Genomic DNA, 18,619 nt, shown 5'->3' on the forward strand with positions numbered 1-18,619 from the left:
TAACATGCTAGTGCTGAGGCAGGGTTCGTAAAAATGCCTCGAGCAAAGGGTCCTGCCGCATAGTGCGGCGGGATATGCAGCCGAGTTTTAGCGGCAACACTTGCGCTAGCGGCAACGCCTGCAACCTATCCCGCACAGGACTGTGCTGTATGACCACCTCAGGTAAAATACTTATTCCACACCCAAGCGCCACCATAGAAGCCATGGCTTCATGGCCAGAAACCTGCGCATAAATCCGCATACTTATACCTAATTGCTTATATAAAGCTTCGGCACTATCTCGGCTTGGCCCGCGCTCAGGCAAGATTAAGGGCTTATTGAGCCAATCATTGATCGTTAAATCATCACGCCATTCGCTCTTAGGTACGACTAAGCACATAGGAATGGAATCTATCTCTAAAAAATCCAGACTCGTTGCCAATAGGGCAGGTTTAGCGGCGATAGCAATATCGGCCAAGTTTTGCTGTACCTGCTCGGGGGCGTTGGCGGCATCACCTGTGGTGAGATTGATTTCAACCAGTGGCTGCTGACGCCTAAAAGTATCAAGCAAAGATGGTAAGTGGCTGTAAGCCGCCGTTACTGAGCAGTACAGCCTAAGTTGACCAATCAATTCAGTGCTGAGGGTGAGTTGCTGTTGCAGCAATTGCCAATGGTTAACTGTTTCTTGAGCAAAAGTGCGAAATGCCATTCCCGCTTGGGTTAAGCGTACTTGGCGGTTATCCCGTTCAAATAATTGACTTCCAGCTAACTGCTCTAAGCGCTGTAATTGGCGGCTTAAGGTCGATGGACTGACATGCATCCGCTGCGCCGTATGACCAAAATGCAGGCTGTCACATAAGTGCAAATAGATTTTAAGGCTGCGGATATCCAAGGTGAACTCCATGTTGCAAATTATGCAATGCTGTGTAGCGAATATATCATTTTAAGCAATGAAAGATAGGCGATATAGTGAATTCAGAGCATTCATTTTCAATATTCAGTGGCAGGGATTAGTAATGACAAATTATTTCAACTCGTTGAGTTTACGAGAGCAATTGGCTCAGTTAGGTCAGTGTCGATTCATGCAAGCAAGCGAATTTAGCAATGGCTGCGCAGCTATTCGCGATTGGAATATTGTTATTTTGGGTTGTGGCGCACAGGGGTTAAATCAAGGCCTTAATATGCGTGATTCAGGCTTAAATATTTCTTACGCCTTGCGCCAACAGGCCATTGATGAGCAGCGTGATTCCTTTAAGCGGGCGACCGCTAATGGCTTTAAGGTTGGCAGCTTTGAAGCGCTGATCCCAGAGGCGGATTTAGTCTTAAACCTGACCCCAGATAAGCAACATAGTGCCGTCGTCAATGCGGTTATGCCGCTAATGAAGCAAGGCGCCACCTTATCTTATTCCCATGGCTTTAATATTGTGGAAGAAGGCATGCAAGTGCGCCCAGATATTACAGTGATCATGGTGGCGCCTAAGTGTCCAGGCACTGAGGTGCGCGAAGAATACAAGCGCGGCTTTGGAGTGCCAACACTGATTGCTGTGCATCCTGACAATGATCCTAAAGGCCAAGGATTTGAGGTTGCTAAGGCTTATGCCAGTGCTACCGGCGGCGATCGCGCTGGCGTCTTGCATTCATCCTTTATTGCCGAAGTAAAGTCTGACCTGATGGGCGAGCAAACTATCCTGTGCGGCATGCTGCAGACCAGTGCGATTCTAGGTTATGACAAAATGGTGGCCGATGGCTTAGAGCCAGGTTATGCCGCCAAACTTATCCAACAAGGTTTAGAAACCATTACAGAAGCGCTCAAGCATGGCGGCATCACTCATATGATGGATAGGCTGTCTAATCCTGCCAAACTAGCAGCTTTCAAAATGGCCGAGGAATTAAAACAGCAGCTTAAACCCTTATTTGAAAAGCATATGGATGACATTATCAGTGGTCAGTTCTCAAGTACTATGATGACTGATTGGGCCAATGATGATGCTAATTTGCTGCACTGGCGCGCTCAAACAAATGACACAGGTTTTGAACAGGCGCCACAAAGTAGTGAAGTGCTCGAAGAGCAAGCCTATTTTGATAAAGGCATCTTCTTAGTGGCTATGATCAAAGCTGGGGTTGAGTTGGCCTTCGATACTATGGTGGCCGCCGGCATTATTGAAGAATCTGCCTATTATGAGTCGCTGCACGAAACGCCTTTGATTGCCAACACCATAGCCCGTAAACGTTTATACGAAATGAACGTGGTGATTTCTGATACCGCTGAATATGGCTGTTATTTATTTAATCACGCCGCGGTGCCGTTACTGCGTGATTATGTGATGACCATGTCACCTCAGTATTTAGGTGCTGGCCTTAAGTTTGATGATAATCAAGTCGACAACCAAGAACTTATTGCTGTTAATCAAGCGATTCGCTCAACTCAGGTAGAGCAAGTGGGCGCTAAGCTGCGCGGTTATATGAAAGCGATGAAGCGCATTAATGTAAATTGAGAATGTAACATTGCTTTAGATAGCAGGCTTACTTGAGGAAATTTCAGTTGGGCTTGAAAGTTAATTGTGCTAAACATGTATAGATAGATGTAAATACTAAGTATTAGCACCACAGATAGGAATTCAGTGTTAAATGACTAATCAAGCCCAAATCATGCAGTTGCTATCAGCAAATAAGCTCAGCCTTGTTGGCGGCTTAGCTGTGCTCCTGTCTGTGATTATTAGCATAGTGATTATTATCTCACCCCGGGGGCGGCCGAAGGTGCAGTGACCACACTGAAAGCAGTAACGTCAACCCCCCGCTCCCACAGGACCGGGGGGTTTTGTTTTATCAGGCAGAGGTAAACCAATGGAACATGAGCACGAAATCAATGGCGCGCAAGCGGTGATACGAGCGCTAATCGCCCATGGCGTAACCCAAGTATTTGGTTACCCAGGCGGTGCTATCATGCCCATTTATGATGCCTTACATGGCAGCGAGCTTGAGCATATCTTAGGGCGACACGAACAAGGGGCGGCATTTGCGGCGCTCGGTTATGCCAGAGCAAGTGGCAAAACTGGGGTGTGCTTTGCAACTTCTGGCCCTGGAGCTACCAATCTAGTGACTGTACTAGCCGATGCCTTGTTAGATTCTGTGCCACTGGTCGCTATCACAGGCCAAGTGCCACAAAGCCTGATAGGAACTGATGCTTTTCAAGAAGTGGATGTATTAGGTTTATCCCTTGCGTGCACTAAACACAGTGTCATGGTGCGCCATGTCGATGAACTTTTGCCTGCGCTTTATCAAGCCTTTGAGCTTGCCGCCAGTGGTCGCCCTGGCCCAGTGCTGGTGGACATTCCTAAAGACATTCAATTAGCCGCCCTTAAATATCGCGCTCCCTTAATGGCGGTTGAAGAGCTGCCAACTCTTAACCCTAATGAGCTCGCATCTGCAAAGCAGTTATTGCAATCATCACTGCGCCCCATAGTTTATGCGGGCGGCGGTGTAGGTATGGCTGGCGCGGTTGGCGCGCTGCAACAATTTCTTCAGCAAACGGGCATGCCATCGGTGGCCACCCTTAAGGGGCTTGGCTGCATTGATGCCCGTAATCCGCATTATTTGGGCATGCTCGGCATGCACGGTTTAAAAGCTGCCAATCTGGCTGTGCAAGAATGCGATTTACTGCTGGTGGTCGGCGCGCGATTTGATGATCGCGTGACGGGTAAATTAGCGCAATTTGCGCCGCTGGCTAAAGTGATTCATCTGGATATTGATCCCGCCGAATGCGGTAAGTTACGCCAGTCTGAGTTCTCTTTTTGTGGCGATCTCACCCTTGCCCTTAATCAATTAAGTTGCACGTTATCTATTGATGCTTGGTTAACGCGAGTGACTGAGCTAAATCAGCAATATCAATGGGATTATAACCATCCTGGTGAGCTAATTTATGCGCCTAAGTTACTGCGCACCTTAGCGAATCAATTGCCTGACAACAATGTGGTTAGCTGCGATGTTGGTCAGCATCAAATGTGGGTCGCGCAGCATATGTGGTTTCGCCGCCCTGAAGATCATTTATCCAGCGCCGGCTTAGGCACTATGGGCTTTGGTTTACCAGCCGCCATAGGCGCGCAGTTTGCAAGGCCAAAAGCGACCGTAGTGGCTGTGTGTGGTGATGGCTCCATCATGATGAATATTCAAGAGCTTGCCACCATTAATCGCTATCAGCTTGGGGTCAAGATAGTCGTCATAGATAACAGTAAGCTTGGCATGGTGAAGCAGTGGCAAGAATTGTTCTTTAATGGCCGCTTATCTGAAACCGACCTTTCGGATAATCCTGATTTTGTGGCGCTCGCCGCCGTCTTTAATATCGCTGGCCGCTGCATTAGCCGCGCCGATGAAGTGGAGCAAGGCCTTGGGCAAATGCTCGCTCATGCAGGGCCATTTTTACTCCATGTCAAAATCGATTCAGCATTTAATGTGTGGCCTTTAGTGCCGCCTGGGGCTGCGAATCATCAAATGTTAGATCAATCACACGCTGTTAAAGGGGAAGCACTATGATCCATCACATCAATTTAGTGACTCGTAATCGCCCAGAAGTCGTAGAGCGAGTATTACGGGTAGTGCGCCACCGCGGCTTTACCTTAACGGCTATGGCCATGAGTTGTCATGGCGGACTTAATACCCTTGAAATACATGTAGAAGCTGAACGCGCAATTGAATTATTGACCCGGCAGTTAACTAAATTATTAGATGTCACTGAATGTCAGGTGATCACAGCATTGGCGCAGCAAGCCAGAGGATAAGGACATAGTATGGCAAAATTACGATCAGCAACCACAACGGAAGGGCGCAATATGGCTGGGGCGCGGGCATTATGGCGAGCCACTGGCGTAAAAGATGAAGACTTTGGTAAACCCATAATTGCGATAGCGAATTCATTTACCCAATTTGTGCCAGGCCATGTGCACTTGAAAGACATGGGCGCGTTAGTGGCTAGCGCCATTGAAGAGGCTGGCGGCATAGCTAAAGAGTTTAATAGTATCGCCGTTGATGATGGCATAGCTATGGGCCATGGCGGCATGCTCTATAGTTTGCCATCTCGAGAGTTAATTGCCGATAGCTTAGAGTATATGGTCAATGCCCACTGCGCTGATGCCTTAGTGTGTATCTCTAATTGCGACAAGATAACCCCTGGCATGTTAATGGCCGCGCTGAGGTTAAATATCCCTGTGGTGTTTGTTTCGGGCGGGCCGATGGAAGCGGGCAAAACTAAGCTTTCAGATAAAATTATTAAGCTTGATTTGGTTGATGCCATGGTGGCGGGGGCCGATAGCCGCGTGTCTGATAGTGATAGCGCTCAGATAGAGCGCAGCGCTTGCCCAACCTGCGGTTCATGCTCGGGCATGTTTACTGCTAATTCAATGAATTGTCTTACTGAAGCCTTAGGTTTGTCGCTACCTGGTAACGGCTCATTACTGGCCACCCACAGTGATCGCCGTGAACTGTTTTTAGAAGCGGGGCGGCGAGTGATGGCCCTTGCTAAACGCTATTATCAGCAAGATGATGAATCGGTTTTACCGCGCAACATTGCCAATTTTAACGCCTTTGAAAATGCCATGACCTTAGATATCGCCATGGGCGGCTCGTCCAATACGGTATTGCATCTATTGGCCGCCGCCTATGAGGCGGATATTAACTTCACTATGGCCGATATCGATAGACTATCGCGCCAAGTGCCGCATTTATGTAAGGTCGCGCCTTCTACCCCTAAATATCATATGGAAGATGTGCACCGCGCTGGTGGCGTAATGGCGATTTTAGGTGAGTTGCAGCGAGCGAATTTACTCCATACCGATGTTGGCCATGTGGCGCTAGATAACGGCACCTTAGCGGATTTACTGGGTCAATATGATGTGATGCAAACGCGTGATGACAACGTCAAGCACATGTTTAGTGCAGGCCCTGCCGGTATTCCTACCACTAAAGCATTTAGTCAATCATGCCGCTGGCCAAGTTTAGATACTGACAGACAAGAAGGTTGTATCCGCAGTCTTGACCATGCCTTTAGCCTTGAAGGCGGCTTAGCTGTGTTGACGGGTAATTTAGCCGCTGATGGCAGCATAGTGAAAACCGCAGGCGTTGATGCCGATAACTTACGTTTTGTCGGGCCTGCGCGGGTATATGAAAGCCAAGATGATGCGGTCGCTGCGATTTTAGGCGGAGAAGTAATCGCAGGTGACGTAGTCGTTATTCGCTACGAAGGCCCTAAAGGTGGCCCTGGCATGCAAGAAATGCTTTATCCCACCAGTTATTTAAAATCCCGCGGCTTAGGTAAAGCCTGCGCCTTGATTACTGATGGCCGTTTTTCTGGTGGTACTTCTGGACTGTCCATTGGTCATGTGTCACCAGAGGCTGCTGCTGGTGGCGTGATAGCTTTAGTGCACACTGGCGATATTATTGAGATAGATATTCCCACTCGCCGCATGGAATTAATGGTAAGCCCTACTGAATTAGCGGCGCGGCGCATGGCTATGCTGGCTAAAGGCGCACAGGCGTGGAAGCCTAACAATCGACAACGCAGTGTTTCTTGGGCATTAAAAGCCTACGCCTTGTTAGCCACTAGCGCCGATAAAGGTGCGGTGCGCGATCGTAGTCAGTTGGAGGGGTAACTATGTTAGCGTTAGCGCGAGAATCACAGCTGACTTTAGCTAACTATTATCTGCAGCAGATTTTACGTTCTAAAGTCTATGACGTTGCTAAGGTGACGCCACTATCTAGCTTGCCAAAGTTATCATCGCGCCTTGGCTGTCAGGTTTATTTAAAGCGTGAAGATTTGCAACCTGTGCATTCCTTCAAAATTCGCGGCGCTTACAATCGCATTGCCCGCTTATCGCAAGAAGAGCGCCAACGCGGGGTGATTTGTGCATCCGCCGGTAATCATGCTCAAGGGGTCGCTCTATCGGCGACCAGTTTAGGCATAAGCGCTGTGATTGTGATGCCAACCACTACGCCCGCTATCAAGATAGATGCCGTAAAACGCCGCGGCGGAGAAGTGCTGCTATATGGTGATGGTTTTGATCAAGCCAATACTTATGCCAAGCAATTAGCGCAAGAGCAAGGGCGGGTGTATGTCGCCCCCTTTGATGATGAAGCGGTTATTGCAGGGCAAGGCACAGTAGCGCAAGAAATGCTGCAGCAGCAATCTGACTTACAAGCTATTTATATTCCTGTGGGCGGCGGCGGCTTAATTGCCGGCATGGCCGCTTACTATAAAGCTGTGATGCCTGAAGTGAAGATTATAGGGGTTGAACCTGAAGATGCCGCCTGTTTGCAGGCGGCTATGCTTGCTGGGCATCCCGTTACGTTAGAGCAAGTGGGGTTATTTGCTGATGGCGTCGCGGTTAAGCGCATTGGTGATGAACCGTTTCGCTTGGCCAAAGAGTATGTGGATGAAGTCATTACCGTAAGCTCAGATGAAATCTGCGCGGCGGTAAAAGATATCTTTGAAGATACCCGCGCGATTGCCGAGCCCGCTGGCGCTTTAGCGTTAGCTGGGCTTAAAAAGCATGCTGGCAATAAATTTAATAAAGCGGGCGCTATCTTAAGCGGCGCTAATGTCAATTTTCATAGCTTGCGTTATGTCTCTGAGCGCTGTGAGCTCGGTGAACATAAAGAGGCGGTGTTAGCGGTTATCGTTCCTGAGCAGCCCGGCAGCTTCTTGCGCTTTTGCCAGTTGTTATCGCCGCGCGCCATTACTGAATGTAACTATCGCTTCAACAATCGCCAACAAGCTGTGGTGTTTGCCGGTGTGCGCATTACAAGTCTTAATGAGTTAGCCGAGCTTATTGGTTCATTAAAGCAAGCGGGGTTTGGCGTGCAAGATTTATCGCAAGATGAAACCGCCAAATTACATATCCGCTATATGGTGGGAGGGCGCCCACCACAAGCATTAACTGAGCGCTTATTAAGTTTTGAATTTCCAGAGCATCCTGGCGCACTATTAAAGTTTCTGACCACGCTGCAAAGCCAATGGAACATTAGTTTGTTTCATTATCGCAATCATGGCGCCGCTTATGGCCAAGTGCTGGCGGGGTTTGAAGTACCGAGTACTGACGAGTTAGCCTTTCAGCGCTTTTTAGATGAGCTTGGCTTTATCTACCAAGAACAGACTGGCAGCCCTGCCTATCAATTGTTTTTGCAGCATGTCGACAGTGACGTTAGTAACAAATAGCTTATCGAGGCGATGCTGCGGCTGATACCTATGGTAACTTAGCCTCATTGAGCCGGTATGGATAATAAACAAGGAGTTCTAATGATAGTTGCACCAAAAGTTGCGGCCTTTATGCCGCCAAGAAGAATATTAATGGGGCCAGGGCCTTCTGATATTTATCCTCAAGTGCTTGCGGCGCAGTCGCGGCCAACGGTTGGGCATTTAGATCCCTTGTTTGTGGGCATGATGGATGAATTAAAATCCCTCATTCAATACGCATTCCAAACCCGTAATGAAATGACGGTAGCGATTTCAGCGCCGGGTAGTGCTGGCATGGAAGCATGCTTTGTTAACTTGGTGGAGCGCGGCGATAAAGTCATCGTTTGTCGCAATGGCGTTTTTGGCGATCGCATGCGCCAAAATGTCGAGCGCATTGGTGGTCAAGTCATACTGGTTGATAACACTTGGGGTGAACCCGTTAATGTTGATGATGTAGCCGCCGCATTGAAGGCGCATCCTGATGCCAAGTTTGTCGCTTTTGTTCATGCTGAAACATCAACGGGGGCATTGTCAGATGCCAAAGCGTTATGTGCACTGGCAAAGTCGCACGGCTGCCTCACTATCGTTGATGCCGTCACCTCATTAGGTGGCAGTGAACTATTAGTGGATGAATGGGGCATAGATGCTATTTATTCCGGCTCACAAAAATGCTTATCTTGTGTTCCTGGTTTATCGCCAGTGTCCTTTTCAGTTGCTGCCGTTGCCAAATTAACCTCAAGGCAAACCCCAGTGCAAAGTTGGTTTCTCGATCAGAGCCTAGTGATGGGCTACTGGAGCGGTGAAGGCAAACGTAGTTATCATCACACTGCGCCTGTCAATGCTCTCTATGCATTACATGAGTCACTGCGTTTATTAGCTGATGCAGGGTTGGAGCAAGCTTGGCAACGCCATATAGTGATGCATCAACAACTAAAAGTTGGCTTGCAGCAACTTGGGCTCAGCTTTGTTGTTGCCGAAAACTGCCGTTTACCGCAACTCAATACTGTTTATATCCCAGATGGCGTGAATGATGCGCAGGTTCGTAAAGTCTTACTTGAGCGTTATAACTTAGAAATCGGCGCAGGCCTTGGTGAATTGGCGGGTAAAGCGTGGCGTATTGGCCTTATGGGCTACGGCGCGCGCGCCGAGAATGTCGCCTTGTGCCTCAAGGCGCTGGAAGACGTATTAAATGAGCAAAGAAATTAGCAAGGCTTAAGCGCATGTCAGTCAATTAAGTGTGCCGATACTATAAAGGTTGGCAGATTTACACCATATTCTGGGTAAATGCTGGGCGAGTGACTGGCATTTACCTTTTTTATGGCGTTTAACTGCTTCTTATTAGCTAGGGTTTTGCCATGAAAATCTAGGCTTTGTGGATAACTCTGGGGGTAATTTGTGTGCTTCATGGTTGTAAGTTGAGTGTAAATAAATAATGACACTTTATGATGAAAAGCGCTTGCGCTATCGGTTTAACCCCCTATAATGCGCCTCACTGACACGGACAACGGCGCTGTAAGGCAACGATGCTGAGTCAGGATGGAACTTGCGAAGTAAGTTAACCATGAGTGATTAAGGGTGTTAGGCGAAAGTTTGACCGCTTGAATCCAAGCCTGAAATAAGGGCTTGACCCACTCAGGTTTATGCGTAAAATACGCATCCCCAGCCCATCGCGGCAACGTTCTTTAACAAGTAGAAGACAAGCAAATCTGTGTGGACATTCACAGTAGTTGATAAATCGACAACGATTTAACACGTCTCGCAAGAGACTTCAACGAACGATGTCCGCATAACATGCAAATTTGATGATTTATCATCGAATCGACAGAATTCATTGAGCAGGACTTTCGGGTCCGAACAAAACTTTAATTGAAGAGTTTGATCATGGCTCAGATTGAACGCTGGCGGCAGGCCTAACACATGCAAGTCGAGCGGCAGCGGGAAGTAACTTGTTACTTTGCCGGCGAGCGGCGGACGGGTGAGTAATGCCTGGGAATTTGCCCATTGGTGGGGGATAACAGTTGGAAACGACTGCTAATACCGCATACGCCCTACGGGGGAAAGCAGGGGAGCCTTCGGGTCCTTGCGCTGATGGATAAGCCCAGGTGGGATTAGCTAGTAGGTGAGGTAAAGGCTCACCTAGGCGACGATCCCTAGCTGTTCTGAGAGGATGATCAGCCACACTGGGACTGAGATACGGCCCAGACTCCTACGGGAGGCAGCAGTGGGGAATATTGCACAATGGGGGAAACCCTGATGCAGCCATGCCGCGTGTGTGAAGAAGGCCTTCGGGTTGTAAAGCACTTTCAGTAGGGAGGAAAGGTTGACGGTTAATACCCGTTAGCTGTGACGTTACCTACAGAAGAAGGACCGGCTAACTCCGTGCCAGCAGCCGCGGTAATACGGAGGGTCCGAGCGTTAATCGGAATTACTGGGCGTAAAGCGTGCGCAGGCGGTTTGTTAAGCGAGATGTGAAAGCCCCGGGCTCAACCTGGGAATTGCATTTTGAACTGGCAAACTAGAGTCTTGTAGAGGGGGTAGAATTTCAGGTGTAGCGGTGAAATGCGTAGAGATCTGAAGGAATACCGGTGGCGAAGGCGGCCCCCTGGACAAAGACTGACGCTCATGCACGAAAGCGTGGGGAGCAAACAGGATTAGATACCCTGGTAGTCCACGCCGTAAACGATGTCTACTCGGAGTTTGGTGTCTTGAACACTGGGCTCTCAAGCTAACGCATTAAGTAGACCGCCTGGGGAGTACGGCCGCAAGGTTAAAACTCAAATGAATTGACGGGGGCCCGCACAAGCGGTGGAGCATGTGGTTTAATTCGATGCAACGCGAAGAACCTTACCTACTCTTGACATCCAGAGAATTCGCTAGAGATAGCTTAGTGCCTTCGGGAACTCTGAGACAGGTGCTGCATGGCTGTCGTCAGCTCGTGTTGTGAAATGTTGGGTTAAGTCCCGCAACGAGCGCAACCCTTATCCTTATTTGCCAGCACGTAATGGTGGGAACTCTAGGGAGACTGCCGGTGATAAACCGGAGGAAGGTGGGGACGACGTCAAGTCATCATGGCCCTTACGAGTAGGGCTACACACGTGCTACAATGGTCGGTACAGAGGGTTGCAAAGCCGCGAGGTGGAGCTAATCTCACAAAGCCGATCGTAGTCCGGATTGGAGTCTGCAACTCGACTCCATGAAGTCGGAATCGCTAGTAATCGTGGATCAGAATGCCACGGTGAATACGTTCCCGGGCCTTGTACACACCGCCCGTCACACCATGGGAGTGGGCTGCACCAGAAGTAGATAGCTTAACCCTTCGGGGAGGGCGTTTGCCACGGTGTGGTTCATGACTGGGGTGAAGTCGTAACAAGGTAGCCCTAGGGGAACCTGGGGCTGGATCACCTCCTTACCTATGCGATTTAGAATTACTGTTGAGTGTTCACACAGATTGCCTTGTCTTGTTGACGAGCAAAACATTACCTTCCTTTGAAGGGATGTCGTTCTTTAAAAATTTGGAAAGCTGATAGTAGAACTTAGTGCGCGAGCATTAGGTGATACAAAATTGAGTTCTCAAAATACTTTAATCAAGTGTTTTGGATATTCTTTAACTTCAGAAATGAAGTAAATCAAGGCGTTCTTTTGCGAAAGCAAGAGACAGTAAAACCAGCTAGTTGCAATACGCTCAAGTGAAACTCATTTGGGTTGTATGGTTAAGTGACTAAGCGTATACGGTGGATGCCTTGGCAGTCAGAGGCGATGAAGGACGTAGTAACTTGCGAAAAGCGTTGGCGAGCTAGTAACAAGCATTTGAGCTAACGATGTCCGAATGGGGAAACCCGGCCACATAAGTGGTCATCATACAGTGAATACATAGCTGTATGAGGCGAACCTGGGGAACTGAAACATCTAAGTACCCAGAGGAAAAGAAATCAACCGAGATTCCCTAAGTAGCGGCGAGCGAACGGGGATTAGCCCTTAAGTCTAGGGGGTGTTAGTGGAATGGTCTGGAAAGTCCAACGGTACAGGGTGATAGTCCCGTACATGAAAACTAACCTTAGATGAAAACGAGTAAGGCGGCACACGTGATATGTTGTCTGAACATGGGGGGACCATCCTCCAAGGCTAAATACTCCTGACTGACCGATAGTGAACCAGTACCGTGAGGGAAAGGCGAAAAGAACCCCTGTGAGGGGAGTGAAATAGAACCTGAAACCGTATACGTACAAGCAGTGGGAGCGGTTCTTGAGACCGTGACTGCGTACCTTTTGTATAATGGGTCAGCGACTTACATTTAGTAGCGAGGTTAAGCGAATAGCGGAGCCGTAGGGAAACCGAGTGTTAACTGCGCGTTTAGTTGCTAGGTGTAGACCCGAAACCCGGTGATCTAGCCATGGGCAGGTTGAAGGTTGAGTAACATCAACTGGAGGACCGAACCGACTAATGTTGAAAAATTAGCGGATGACTTGTGGCTGGGGGTGAAAGGCCAATCAAACCGGGAGATATCTGGTTCTCCTCGAAAGCTATTTAGGTAGCGCCTCGCACGAATACCATTGGGGGTAGAGCACTGTTAAGGCTAGGGGGTCATCCCGACTTACCAACCCTTTGCAAACTCCGAATACCAATGAGTACTATGCGGGAGACAGACAGCGGGTGCTAACGTCCGTTGTCAAAAGGGAAACAACCCAGACCGTCAGCTAAGGTCCCAAAGTACTAGCTAAGTGGGAAACGATGTGGGAAGGCTTAGACAGCTAGGATGTTGGCTTAGAAGCAGCCATCATTTAAAGAAAGCGTAATAGCTCACTAGTCGAGTCGGCCTGCGCGGAAGATGTAACGGGGCTAAGCTAGTCACCGAAGCTACGGGTGCATTTCATTAGAGATGCGCGGTAGAGGAGCGTTCTGTAAGCCGTTGAAGGTGAAGGGGTAACCCACGCTGGAGGTATCAGAAGTGCGAATGCTGACATGAGTAACGATAAAGGGGGTGAAAAACCCCCTCGCCGGAAGACCAAGGGTTCCTGTCCAACGTTAATCGGGGCAGGGTGAGTCGACCCCTAAGGCGAGGCCGAAAGGCGTAGTCGATGGGAAACGGGTTAATATTCCCGTACTTGTGCTAACTGCGATGGAGAGACGGAGAAGGCTAGGCTAGCGCGGCGTTGGTAGTCCGCGTTTAAGGTGGTAGGCGGTATTCTTAGGCAAATCCGGGAATACTTACGCTGAGAGCTGATGACGAGGTCCTAAGGGACTGAAGTAGTTGATGCCATGCTTCCAGGAAAATCTTCTAAGCTTCAGGTTAGCAGGAATCGTACCCCAAACCGACACAGGTGGTCGGGTAGAGAATACCAAGGCGCTTGAGAGAACTCGGCTGAAGGAACTAGGCAAAATGGTACCGTAACTTCGGGAGAAGGTACGCTCCTGCCGGTGATGAGACTTGCTCTCTAAGCTAGCGGGAGTCGCAGATACCAGGTGGCTGCAACTGTTTATCAAAAACACAGCACTGTGCAAAATCGCAAGATGAAGTATACGGTGTGACGCCTGCCCGGTGCCGGAAGGTTAATTGATTGGGTTATCTTCGGAGAAGCTCATGATCGAAGCCCCGGTAAACGGCGGCCGTAACTATAACGGTCCTAAGGTAGCGAAATTCCTTGTCGGGTAAGTTCCGACCTGCACGAATGGCGTAATGATGGCCACGCTGTCTCCAGCCGAGACTCAGTGAAGTTGAAATTGCGGTGAAGATGCCGTATACCCGCGGCTAGACGGAAAGACCCCGTGAACCTTTACTATAGCTTGGCACTGAACATTGAACCTACATGTGTAGGATAGGTGGGAGACTTTGAAGCATGAACGCTAGTTTGTGTGGAGTCGTCCTTGAAATACCACCCTTGTAGTTTTGATGTTCTAACCTAGGTCCCTTATCGGGATTAGGGACAGTGCCTGGTGGGTAGTTTGACTGGGGCGGTCTCCTCCCAAAGAGTAACGGAGGAGCACGAAGGTTGGCTAAGTACGGTCGGACATCGTACGGTTAGTGCAATGGCATAAGCCAGCTTAACTGCGAGACAGACACGTCGAGCAGGTACGAAAGTAGGTCATAGTGATCCGGTGGTTCTGAATGGAAGGGCCATCGCTCAACGGATAAAAGGTACTCCGGGGATAACAGGCTGATACCGCCCAAGAGTTCATATCGACGGCGGTGTTTGGCACCTCGATGTCGGCTCATCACATCCTGGGGCTGAAGTCGGTCCCAAGGGTATGGCTGTTCGCCATTTAAAGTGGTACGCGAGCTGGGTTCAGAACGTCGTGAGACAGTTCGGTCCCTATCTGCCGTGGGCGTTGGATGATTGAGGGGAGCTGCTCCTAGTACGAGAGGACCGGAGTGGACGAACCGCTGGTGTTCGGGTTGTCATGCCAATGGCATTGCCCGGTAGCTACGTTCGGAATCGATAACCGCTGAAAGCATCTAAGCGGGAAGCGAGCCCCAAGATGAGTCATCCCTAGGACTATAAGTCCTCTGAAGGGCCGTCCGAGACTAGGACGTTGATAGGCAAGGTGTGTAAGCGTTGTGAGGCGTTGAGCTAACTTGTACTAATGACCCGAGAGGCTTAACCATACAACCCAGATGGGTTTTACTGAACAAGCCTGATAAAGAATCGAAAAATACTTGATTGAAGATTGAGTACTCAATAATTAGCTTTCCGAATTTCCAAATTTGTCTGGAGACCATAGCACTGTGGCACCACCTGATCCCATTCCGAACTCAGAAGTGAAACGCAGTCGCGCCGATGGTAGTGTGGGGTTTCCCCATGCGAGAGTAGGTCATCTCCAGGCGCCTAATTTCTCGCAAGAGAGTCGATAAAGCCCGTTGCTCACGCAACGGGCTTTTTTCGTTTAGATTTTTGATTAGCTTACACTCATAACGTCTGATACCAATCCGGTAAGCGTCTGGGCAACTACACCTATCTTTTAAAGTTCCATGGTAACAGGCTGTCGATATCCGGTGCTGGTTGGCACAGTTCATTAAGACAAGCCATGATGTAATCAAATGGTACTAAGCCATTGACCTTTGCCGTTTCGACAATACTGTAAAGCGTGGCACTGGCATGGGCCCCATTAGCTGTCTGACTGAATAACCAATTTTTTCGGCCAATCACAAACGGTTTTACGGCTCGCTCTGCACGATTGTTATCAATACTCAGCCTGCCATCATCAACATAACGAATGAGTTTGTGCCATTGATTAGCCAGGTAATTAGCTGCCTCCATCAGTTTGGTATTACCCACTAAATTGGGCTGGTTTTGCTCAAGCCATGCTTTTAGCTTGCCTAGGATAGGCAGGCTAGCCTCTTGTCTGGCAATGTACTTTTCATCAGGACTTTTATCGTTGATGCGTGACTCTACACCGTACAGTTTTTGGATAAGGCTTAATACCATATCCGCTTTGCCGGTTTTATTTTTGCCTTGCAGCTTTTTTGCCTCGATAAATTTACGACGAGCGTGTGCCCAGCATCCCACTAGGGTTGCCTGTGTTTTTTCATAAGCTTGATATCCATCTACGTGCAAATAGCCTTGATATCCATCAAGATAATTGACCACGCAGGCGGCAGCCCGACTGTTATGGAAGTCGTAAAGCACAATATTAGGGATAGGATTATTCGGGGCTGGTGAATCTCGACCTGAGCAATAGACCCACATGTAGCTGTTTACTTTATCGGATTTCACCACTTTTAATGGCGTTTCATCCGCAAACAACGTGGGCTGTTTTAACAACTCTGTTTTAAGCCGTTCAACTAATGGTGCGAAGAGGGTGGCTGATTTGTCTATCCAGCTGCTCATTGTCTGGCGACTGAGCTCAATGCCATATTGCTTAAACATCGCTTCCTGGCGATAAAGCGGTAACCCGTATTGATATTTACTGGTGATAAGCTGACTGAGTAAACTGCTTGTAGCAATGCCTTTATTGATTGGCATCGCTGGCATTGAGGCTTGTTTAATCGGCGTTTGAGTCGAGGATTTATCACAGTGGCGGCAAGCGTATTTAGGCCTAATGTGCTCAATCACTTTGATTTTGGCTGGAATAAACTCAAGCTTTTCTGATTTATCCTCGCCCATTTTATGTAACTCACCGCCACAGCAATCACAGGTCTTATCGGTGATATCATGGATAACTTGCTCGCGAGGTAAGTCTTTTGGCAGTGGCTTACGCACAGGCTTTTTGCGGGTATAGCTAATGGTTTGTTGCTCGGCCTCAATGGCTTCAACAATCTCTTCCACTTCATTGAATAACTCGCCTTGCCCAACAAAGCCTTCAGCACTTTTGCCGAATTGTTTTTGTTGAGCCAAGCGCCAGCGCTCTTCCAAGGCTGCGATGAGTGCATCCTTCTGCGCTAACAGTTTTTCAAGTTCAGCAATGCGCTGTGTAAGGGCGAGTTCATTTTTCATGACGCCTATGTTAAGGCATATCGAAAGGCTTTGTAGTGCTAATTGACCTTGTTTTGATGATCATCAATTGATCGCAAATATTAAAGTAGTTGCTTACCCGTCACATCAATTTTACTGTGGCCAATGACATCATAACCCCCTAATAACCAGTGTAATTGCTGCTCGGTTAATGTCATTGTGGGTGACATGAGTTTGGGCCATTTGAACTTATGCTTATCTAATCGCTTATACCACAGCGCAAAGCCAGTGTTATCCCAATAAAGTAATTTGAGTTTGTCACGGCCTTTATTACAAAATACAAATAGCGCACCACTGAGCACCGGTAGTTCAAGCTCGGCTTCGACTAAGGCGGCTAATCCATTAATCGATTTACGAAAATCGACAGCATCGGCACATAAATAGACGGAAGGCACATCAACAAACATCCTCATGCCATTAGCCCCTTAATGATGGTAAGGATATCCGTTGTTGCTAAATCCGCTGAAAGAGTGAGTTGGCCAGTTCGGGTATCAAACAGCACTGGGTGTTGATGAGTTTGCGTGCAGACTTCAGTGGTGGTTTGTTTTAGTTGTATAAAGCGTGATTGAGTAACGTGAGATGTTTGCTCTGACACGCTTGGCTGGTACTGTTGCTTACCCAGTAAAGCGCGCTGTTTATAATAGGTGGTAATCGAGACATTATGTTGCTGGCAAAATTCGATATTAGTGCCACTAAAAGTATTGCGTTGTAAAAGTAACTGTCGCCACTGCTGACTTGTTTTGTGAGTTGTCATCACCTGCTCCAAATTTATCAATGAGCAGATATTTTCAAATAATCAGATTAACGATGCGAGGTGTGGTTCGCTGGACGGTTACCCAATCCGTACTAAATTGTGATCTAATACACTCATCATTTTCAACTCATTCTATTCTGTGAAAAATTACACCTCTGTTGAACTCGTTAGATTATCAAAGTCAGAAAAAGACGCCCGCATGCGTATTCGCATTTTGGCTGTTTCTTGCTTCTTGGAATGTCACAATCGTGCTCAAGTTGCTCGGCAACTCAAGGTTAGTCGTCGCAGTGTCAATGAATGGGTTAAAAAGTACTTAGATTCTGGCATTGATGGTTTGAAAGCCAATATGAGATCGACAAATGCGAGTAAACTTAGCGAACAGCAAAAGCGGACTCTTTATCAATATATAGACGATTTAAGTCGCTCAGAATTAGGTGGACGATTAACGGGCGTCGATATTCAATCCTATATAGAACAGCAGTTTGGTATCCATTACCATCTAAACCATGTATATAAAATATTGAAAAGTATAGGTTTAAGCTGGATTACCAGTCGTTCTAAGCACCCCAAACAATCCTTAGAAGCTCAAGCTGAATTTAAAAAAACTCATTTCTAAAACGATCGCAACGATCCCTGTTTATATTTCTTTAGATAGTGTCGATATTTGGTTTCAAGATGAAGCGCGATTTGGTCAGCAGAATACAACGACCAAACTGTGGGCAACAAAAGGCTCTCGCCCCAGAGCGGTAAAGCAGCAACAATTTGAATATGCTTATCTGTTTGGGGCTGTTTGCCCATCAACGGGGGCAACTGAAGCGTTGGTCACTCCCTTTGTTAACCGGGAGGCGATGAGGCAACACTTGAAGCAAATTTCAGAAGCAACCCACTCGGATAGGTATGCTCTTGTTATCATCGATGGCGCGGGGTGGCATACAGACGATATAGCCAAAGACTTTGATAATTTATCAGTTCTCAAATTACCTCCCTATTCTCCAGAGCTAAATCCAATAGAGCAGGTATGGCAATGGCTAAGACAACACTGTTTAGCCAATAGATGTTTTGAAGGCTATAACGATATCGTTGAGCAGTGTTGCAGTGCTTGGAATACATTTATTCAGTGCAAGGACAGAGTAAAAAGTTTGTGTACAAGAGACTGGGCCAAAGTGGGCAATATTTAATGCGGATTGGTATGATACCAATTGAACTAAAGTAAGCGTC

The 18,619-nt window shown here is 48.0% G+C and carries 11 protein-coding genes and 3 rRNA genes; 10 read left to right on the forward strand and 4 right to left on the reverse strand.

What is annotated here, in order from left to right:
- Positions 1–7 precede the first annotated feature (7 nt).
- Complete coding sequence (gene ilvY / locus FJQ87_RS03395) at positions 8–871, reverse strand: HTH-type transcriptional activator IlvY (RefSeq protein WP_140933971.1); 864 nt, start codon at positions 869–871, stop codon at positions 8–10.
- A 124-nt stretch (positions 872–995) separates the two neighbouring features.
- Here ilvY and ilvC point away from each other — a divergent pair, with 124 nt between their 5' ends.
- From ilvC to rrf, 9 genes are all read left to right on the forward strand, one after another.
- Positions 996–2,474, forward strand: coding sequence for a ketol-acid reductoisomerase (gene ilvC / locus FJQ87_RS03400; protein WP_140930591.1), 1,479 nt, complete (start codon positions 996–998; stop codon positions 2,472–2,474).
- A gap of 349 nt (positions 2,475–2,823) precedes the next feature.
- Entirely contained in the window at positions 2,824–4,509 is a 1,686-nt protein-coding gene (ilvG, locus tag FJQ87_RS03405; RefSeq protein ID WP_140930593.1) for an acetolactate synthase 2 catalytic subunit, read from the forward strand.
- Positions 4,506–4,754, forward strand: coding sequence for an acetolactate synthase 2 small subunit (gene ilvM, locus FJQ87_RS03410; RefSeq protein ID WP_140930595.1), 249 nt, complete (start codon positions 4,506–4,508; stop codon positions 4,752–4,754). Before ilvG ends, ilvM begins: the two co-directional genes overlap by 4 nt.
- Before the next feature lie 9 nt (positions 4,755–4,763).
- Positions 4,764–6,620: a dihydroxy-acid dehydratase gene (gene ilvD / locus FJQ87_RS03415; RefSeq protein ID WP_140930597.1), complete on the forward strand. Its 1,857-nt coding sequence runs from the start codon at positions 4,764–4,766 to the stop codon at positions 6,618–6,620.
- Positions 6,621–6,622: 2 nt separating this feature from the next.
- Positions 6,623–8,182, forward strand: coding sequence for a threonine ammonia-lyase, biosynthetic (gene ilvA / locus FJQ87_RS03420; RefSeq protein WP_140930599.1), 1,560 nt, complete (start codon positions 6,623–6,625; stop codon positions 8,180–8,182).
- Between the two features lie 81 nt (positions 8,183–8,263).
- A complete protein-coding gene (locus FJQ87_RS03425) occupies positions 8,264–9,406 on the forward strand; it encodes an alanine--glyoxylate aminotransferase family protein (protein ID WP_140930601.1) in 1,143 nt (380 codons plus the stop codon).
- A gap of 657 nt (positions 9,407–10,063) precedes the next feature.
- Positions 10,064–11,609: ribosomal RNA gene (locus FJQ87_RS03430) — 16S ribosomal RNA — on the forward strand.
- Between the two features lie 299 nt (positions 11,610–11,908).
- Positions 11,909–14,801, forward strand: a 23S ribosomal RNA gene (locus FJQ87_RS03435).
- Between the two features lie 102 nt (positions 14,802–14,903).
- A 5S ribosomal RNA gene (gene rrf / locus FJQ87_RS03440) occupies positions 14,904–15,019 on the forward strand.
- Together the 16S, 23S and 5S rRNA genes form the textbook arrangement of a ribosomal RNA operon.
- Before the next feature lie 128 nt (positions 15,020–15,147).
- Here rrf and FJQ87_RS03445 read toward each other — a convergent pair.
- The 3 genes from FJQ87_RS03445 to FJQ87_RS03455 form a co-directional block, all read right to left on the reverse strand.
- On the reverse strand, positions 15,148–16,629 hold the full coding sequence (locus FJQ87_RS03445) for an IS66 family transposase (RefSeq protein ID WP_140929968.1): 1,482 nt from the start codon (positions 16,627–16,629) through the stop codon (positions 15,148–15,150).
- 80 nt (positions 16,630–16,709) lie between these two features.
- Positions 16,710–17,060, reverse strand: coding sequence for an IS66 family insertion sequence element accessory protein TnpB (gene tnpB / locus FJQ87_RS03450; RefSeq protein ID WP_140929967.1), 351 nt, complete (start codon positions 17,058–17,060; stop codon positions 16,710–16,712).
- Positions 17,057–17,401 (reverse strand): IS66 family insertion sequence element accessory protein TnpB, encoded by a 345-nt coding sequence (locus FJQ87_RS03455; RefSeq protein ID WP_140929966.1) that lies wholly within the window; start codon positions 17,399–17,401, stop codon positions 17,057–17,059. The genes tnpB and FJQ87_RS03455 overlap by 4 nt, the downstream gene beginning before the upstream one ends.
- A gap of 199 nt (positions 17,402–17,600) precedes the next feature.
- Between FJQ87_RS03455 and FJQ87_RS03460 the strand changes: the two genes are divergently transcribed.
- Positions 17,601–18,579 (forward strand): IS630 family transposase gene (locus tag FJQ87_RS03460; RefSeq protein WP_168195118.1). Its coding sequence is split into 2 segments (ribosomal slippage): positions 17,601–18,014 and positions 18,016–18,579, totalling 978 coding nucleotides; the frame shifts between segments, so codons are not numbered across the junction.
- Positions 18,580–18,619 lie beyond the last annotated feature (40 nt).

Source organism: Shewanella sp. SNU WT4 (assembly GCF_006494715.1).
Lineage (GTDB): Bacteria > Pseudomonadota > Gammaproteobacteria > Enterobacterales > Shewanellaceae > Shewanella.

What these genes read in the sequence shown, in the direction of transcription:
- ilvD (WP_140930597.1), top strand. Translation starts at nt 4,764, where the DNA reads ATGGCAAAATTACGATCAGCAACCACAACGGAAGGGCGCAATATGGCT.
- ilvA (WP_140930599.1), top strand. Translation starts at nt 6,623, where the DNA reads ATGTTAGCGTTAGCGCGAGAATCACAGCTGACTTTAGCTAACTATTAT.
- FJQ87_RS03445 (WP_140929968.1), bottom strand. Translation starts at nt 16,629, where the DNA reads ATGAAAAATGAACTCGCCCTTACACAGCGCATTGCTGAACTTGAAAAA.
- ilvC (WP_140930591.1), top strand. Translation starts at nt 996, where the DNA reads ATGACAAATTATTTCAACTCGTTGAGTTTACGAGAGCAATTGGCTCAG.
- FJQ87_RS03425 (WP_140930601.1), top strand. Translation starts at nt 8,264, where the DNA reads ATGATAGTTGCACCAAAAGTTGCGGCCTTTATGCCGCCAAGAAGAATA.
- ilvG (WP_140930593.1), top strand. Translation starts at nt 2,824, where the DNA reads ATGGAACATGAGCACGAAATCAATGGCGCGCAAGCGGTGATACGAGCG.
- FJQ87_RS03455 (WP_140929966.1), bottom strand. Translation starts at nt 17,401, where the DNA reads ATGACAACTCACAAAACAAGTCAGCAGTGGCGACAGTTACTTTTACAA.
- ilvM (WP_140930595.1), top strand. Translation starts at nt 4,506, where the DNA reads ATGATCCATCACATCAATTTAGTGACTCGTAATCGCCCAGAAGTCGTA.
- tnpB (WP_140929967.1), bottom strand. Translation starts at nt 17,060, where the DNA reads ATGAGGATGTTTGTTGATGTGCCTTCCGTCTATTTATGTGCCGATGCT.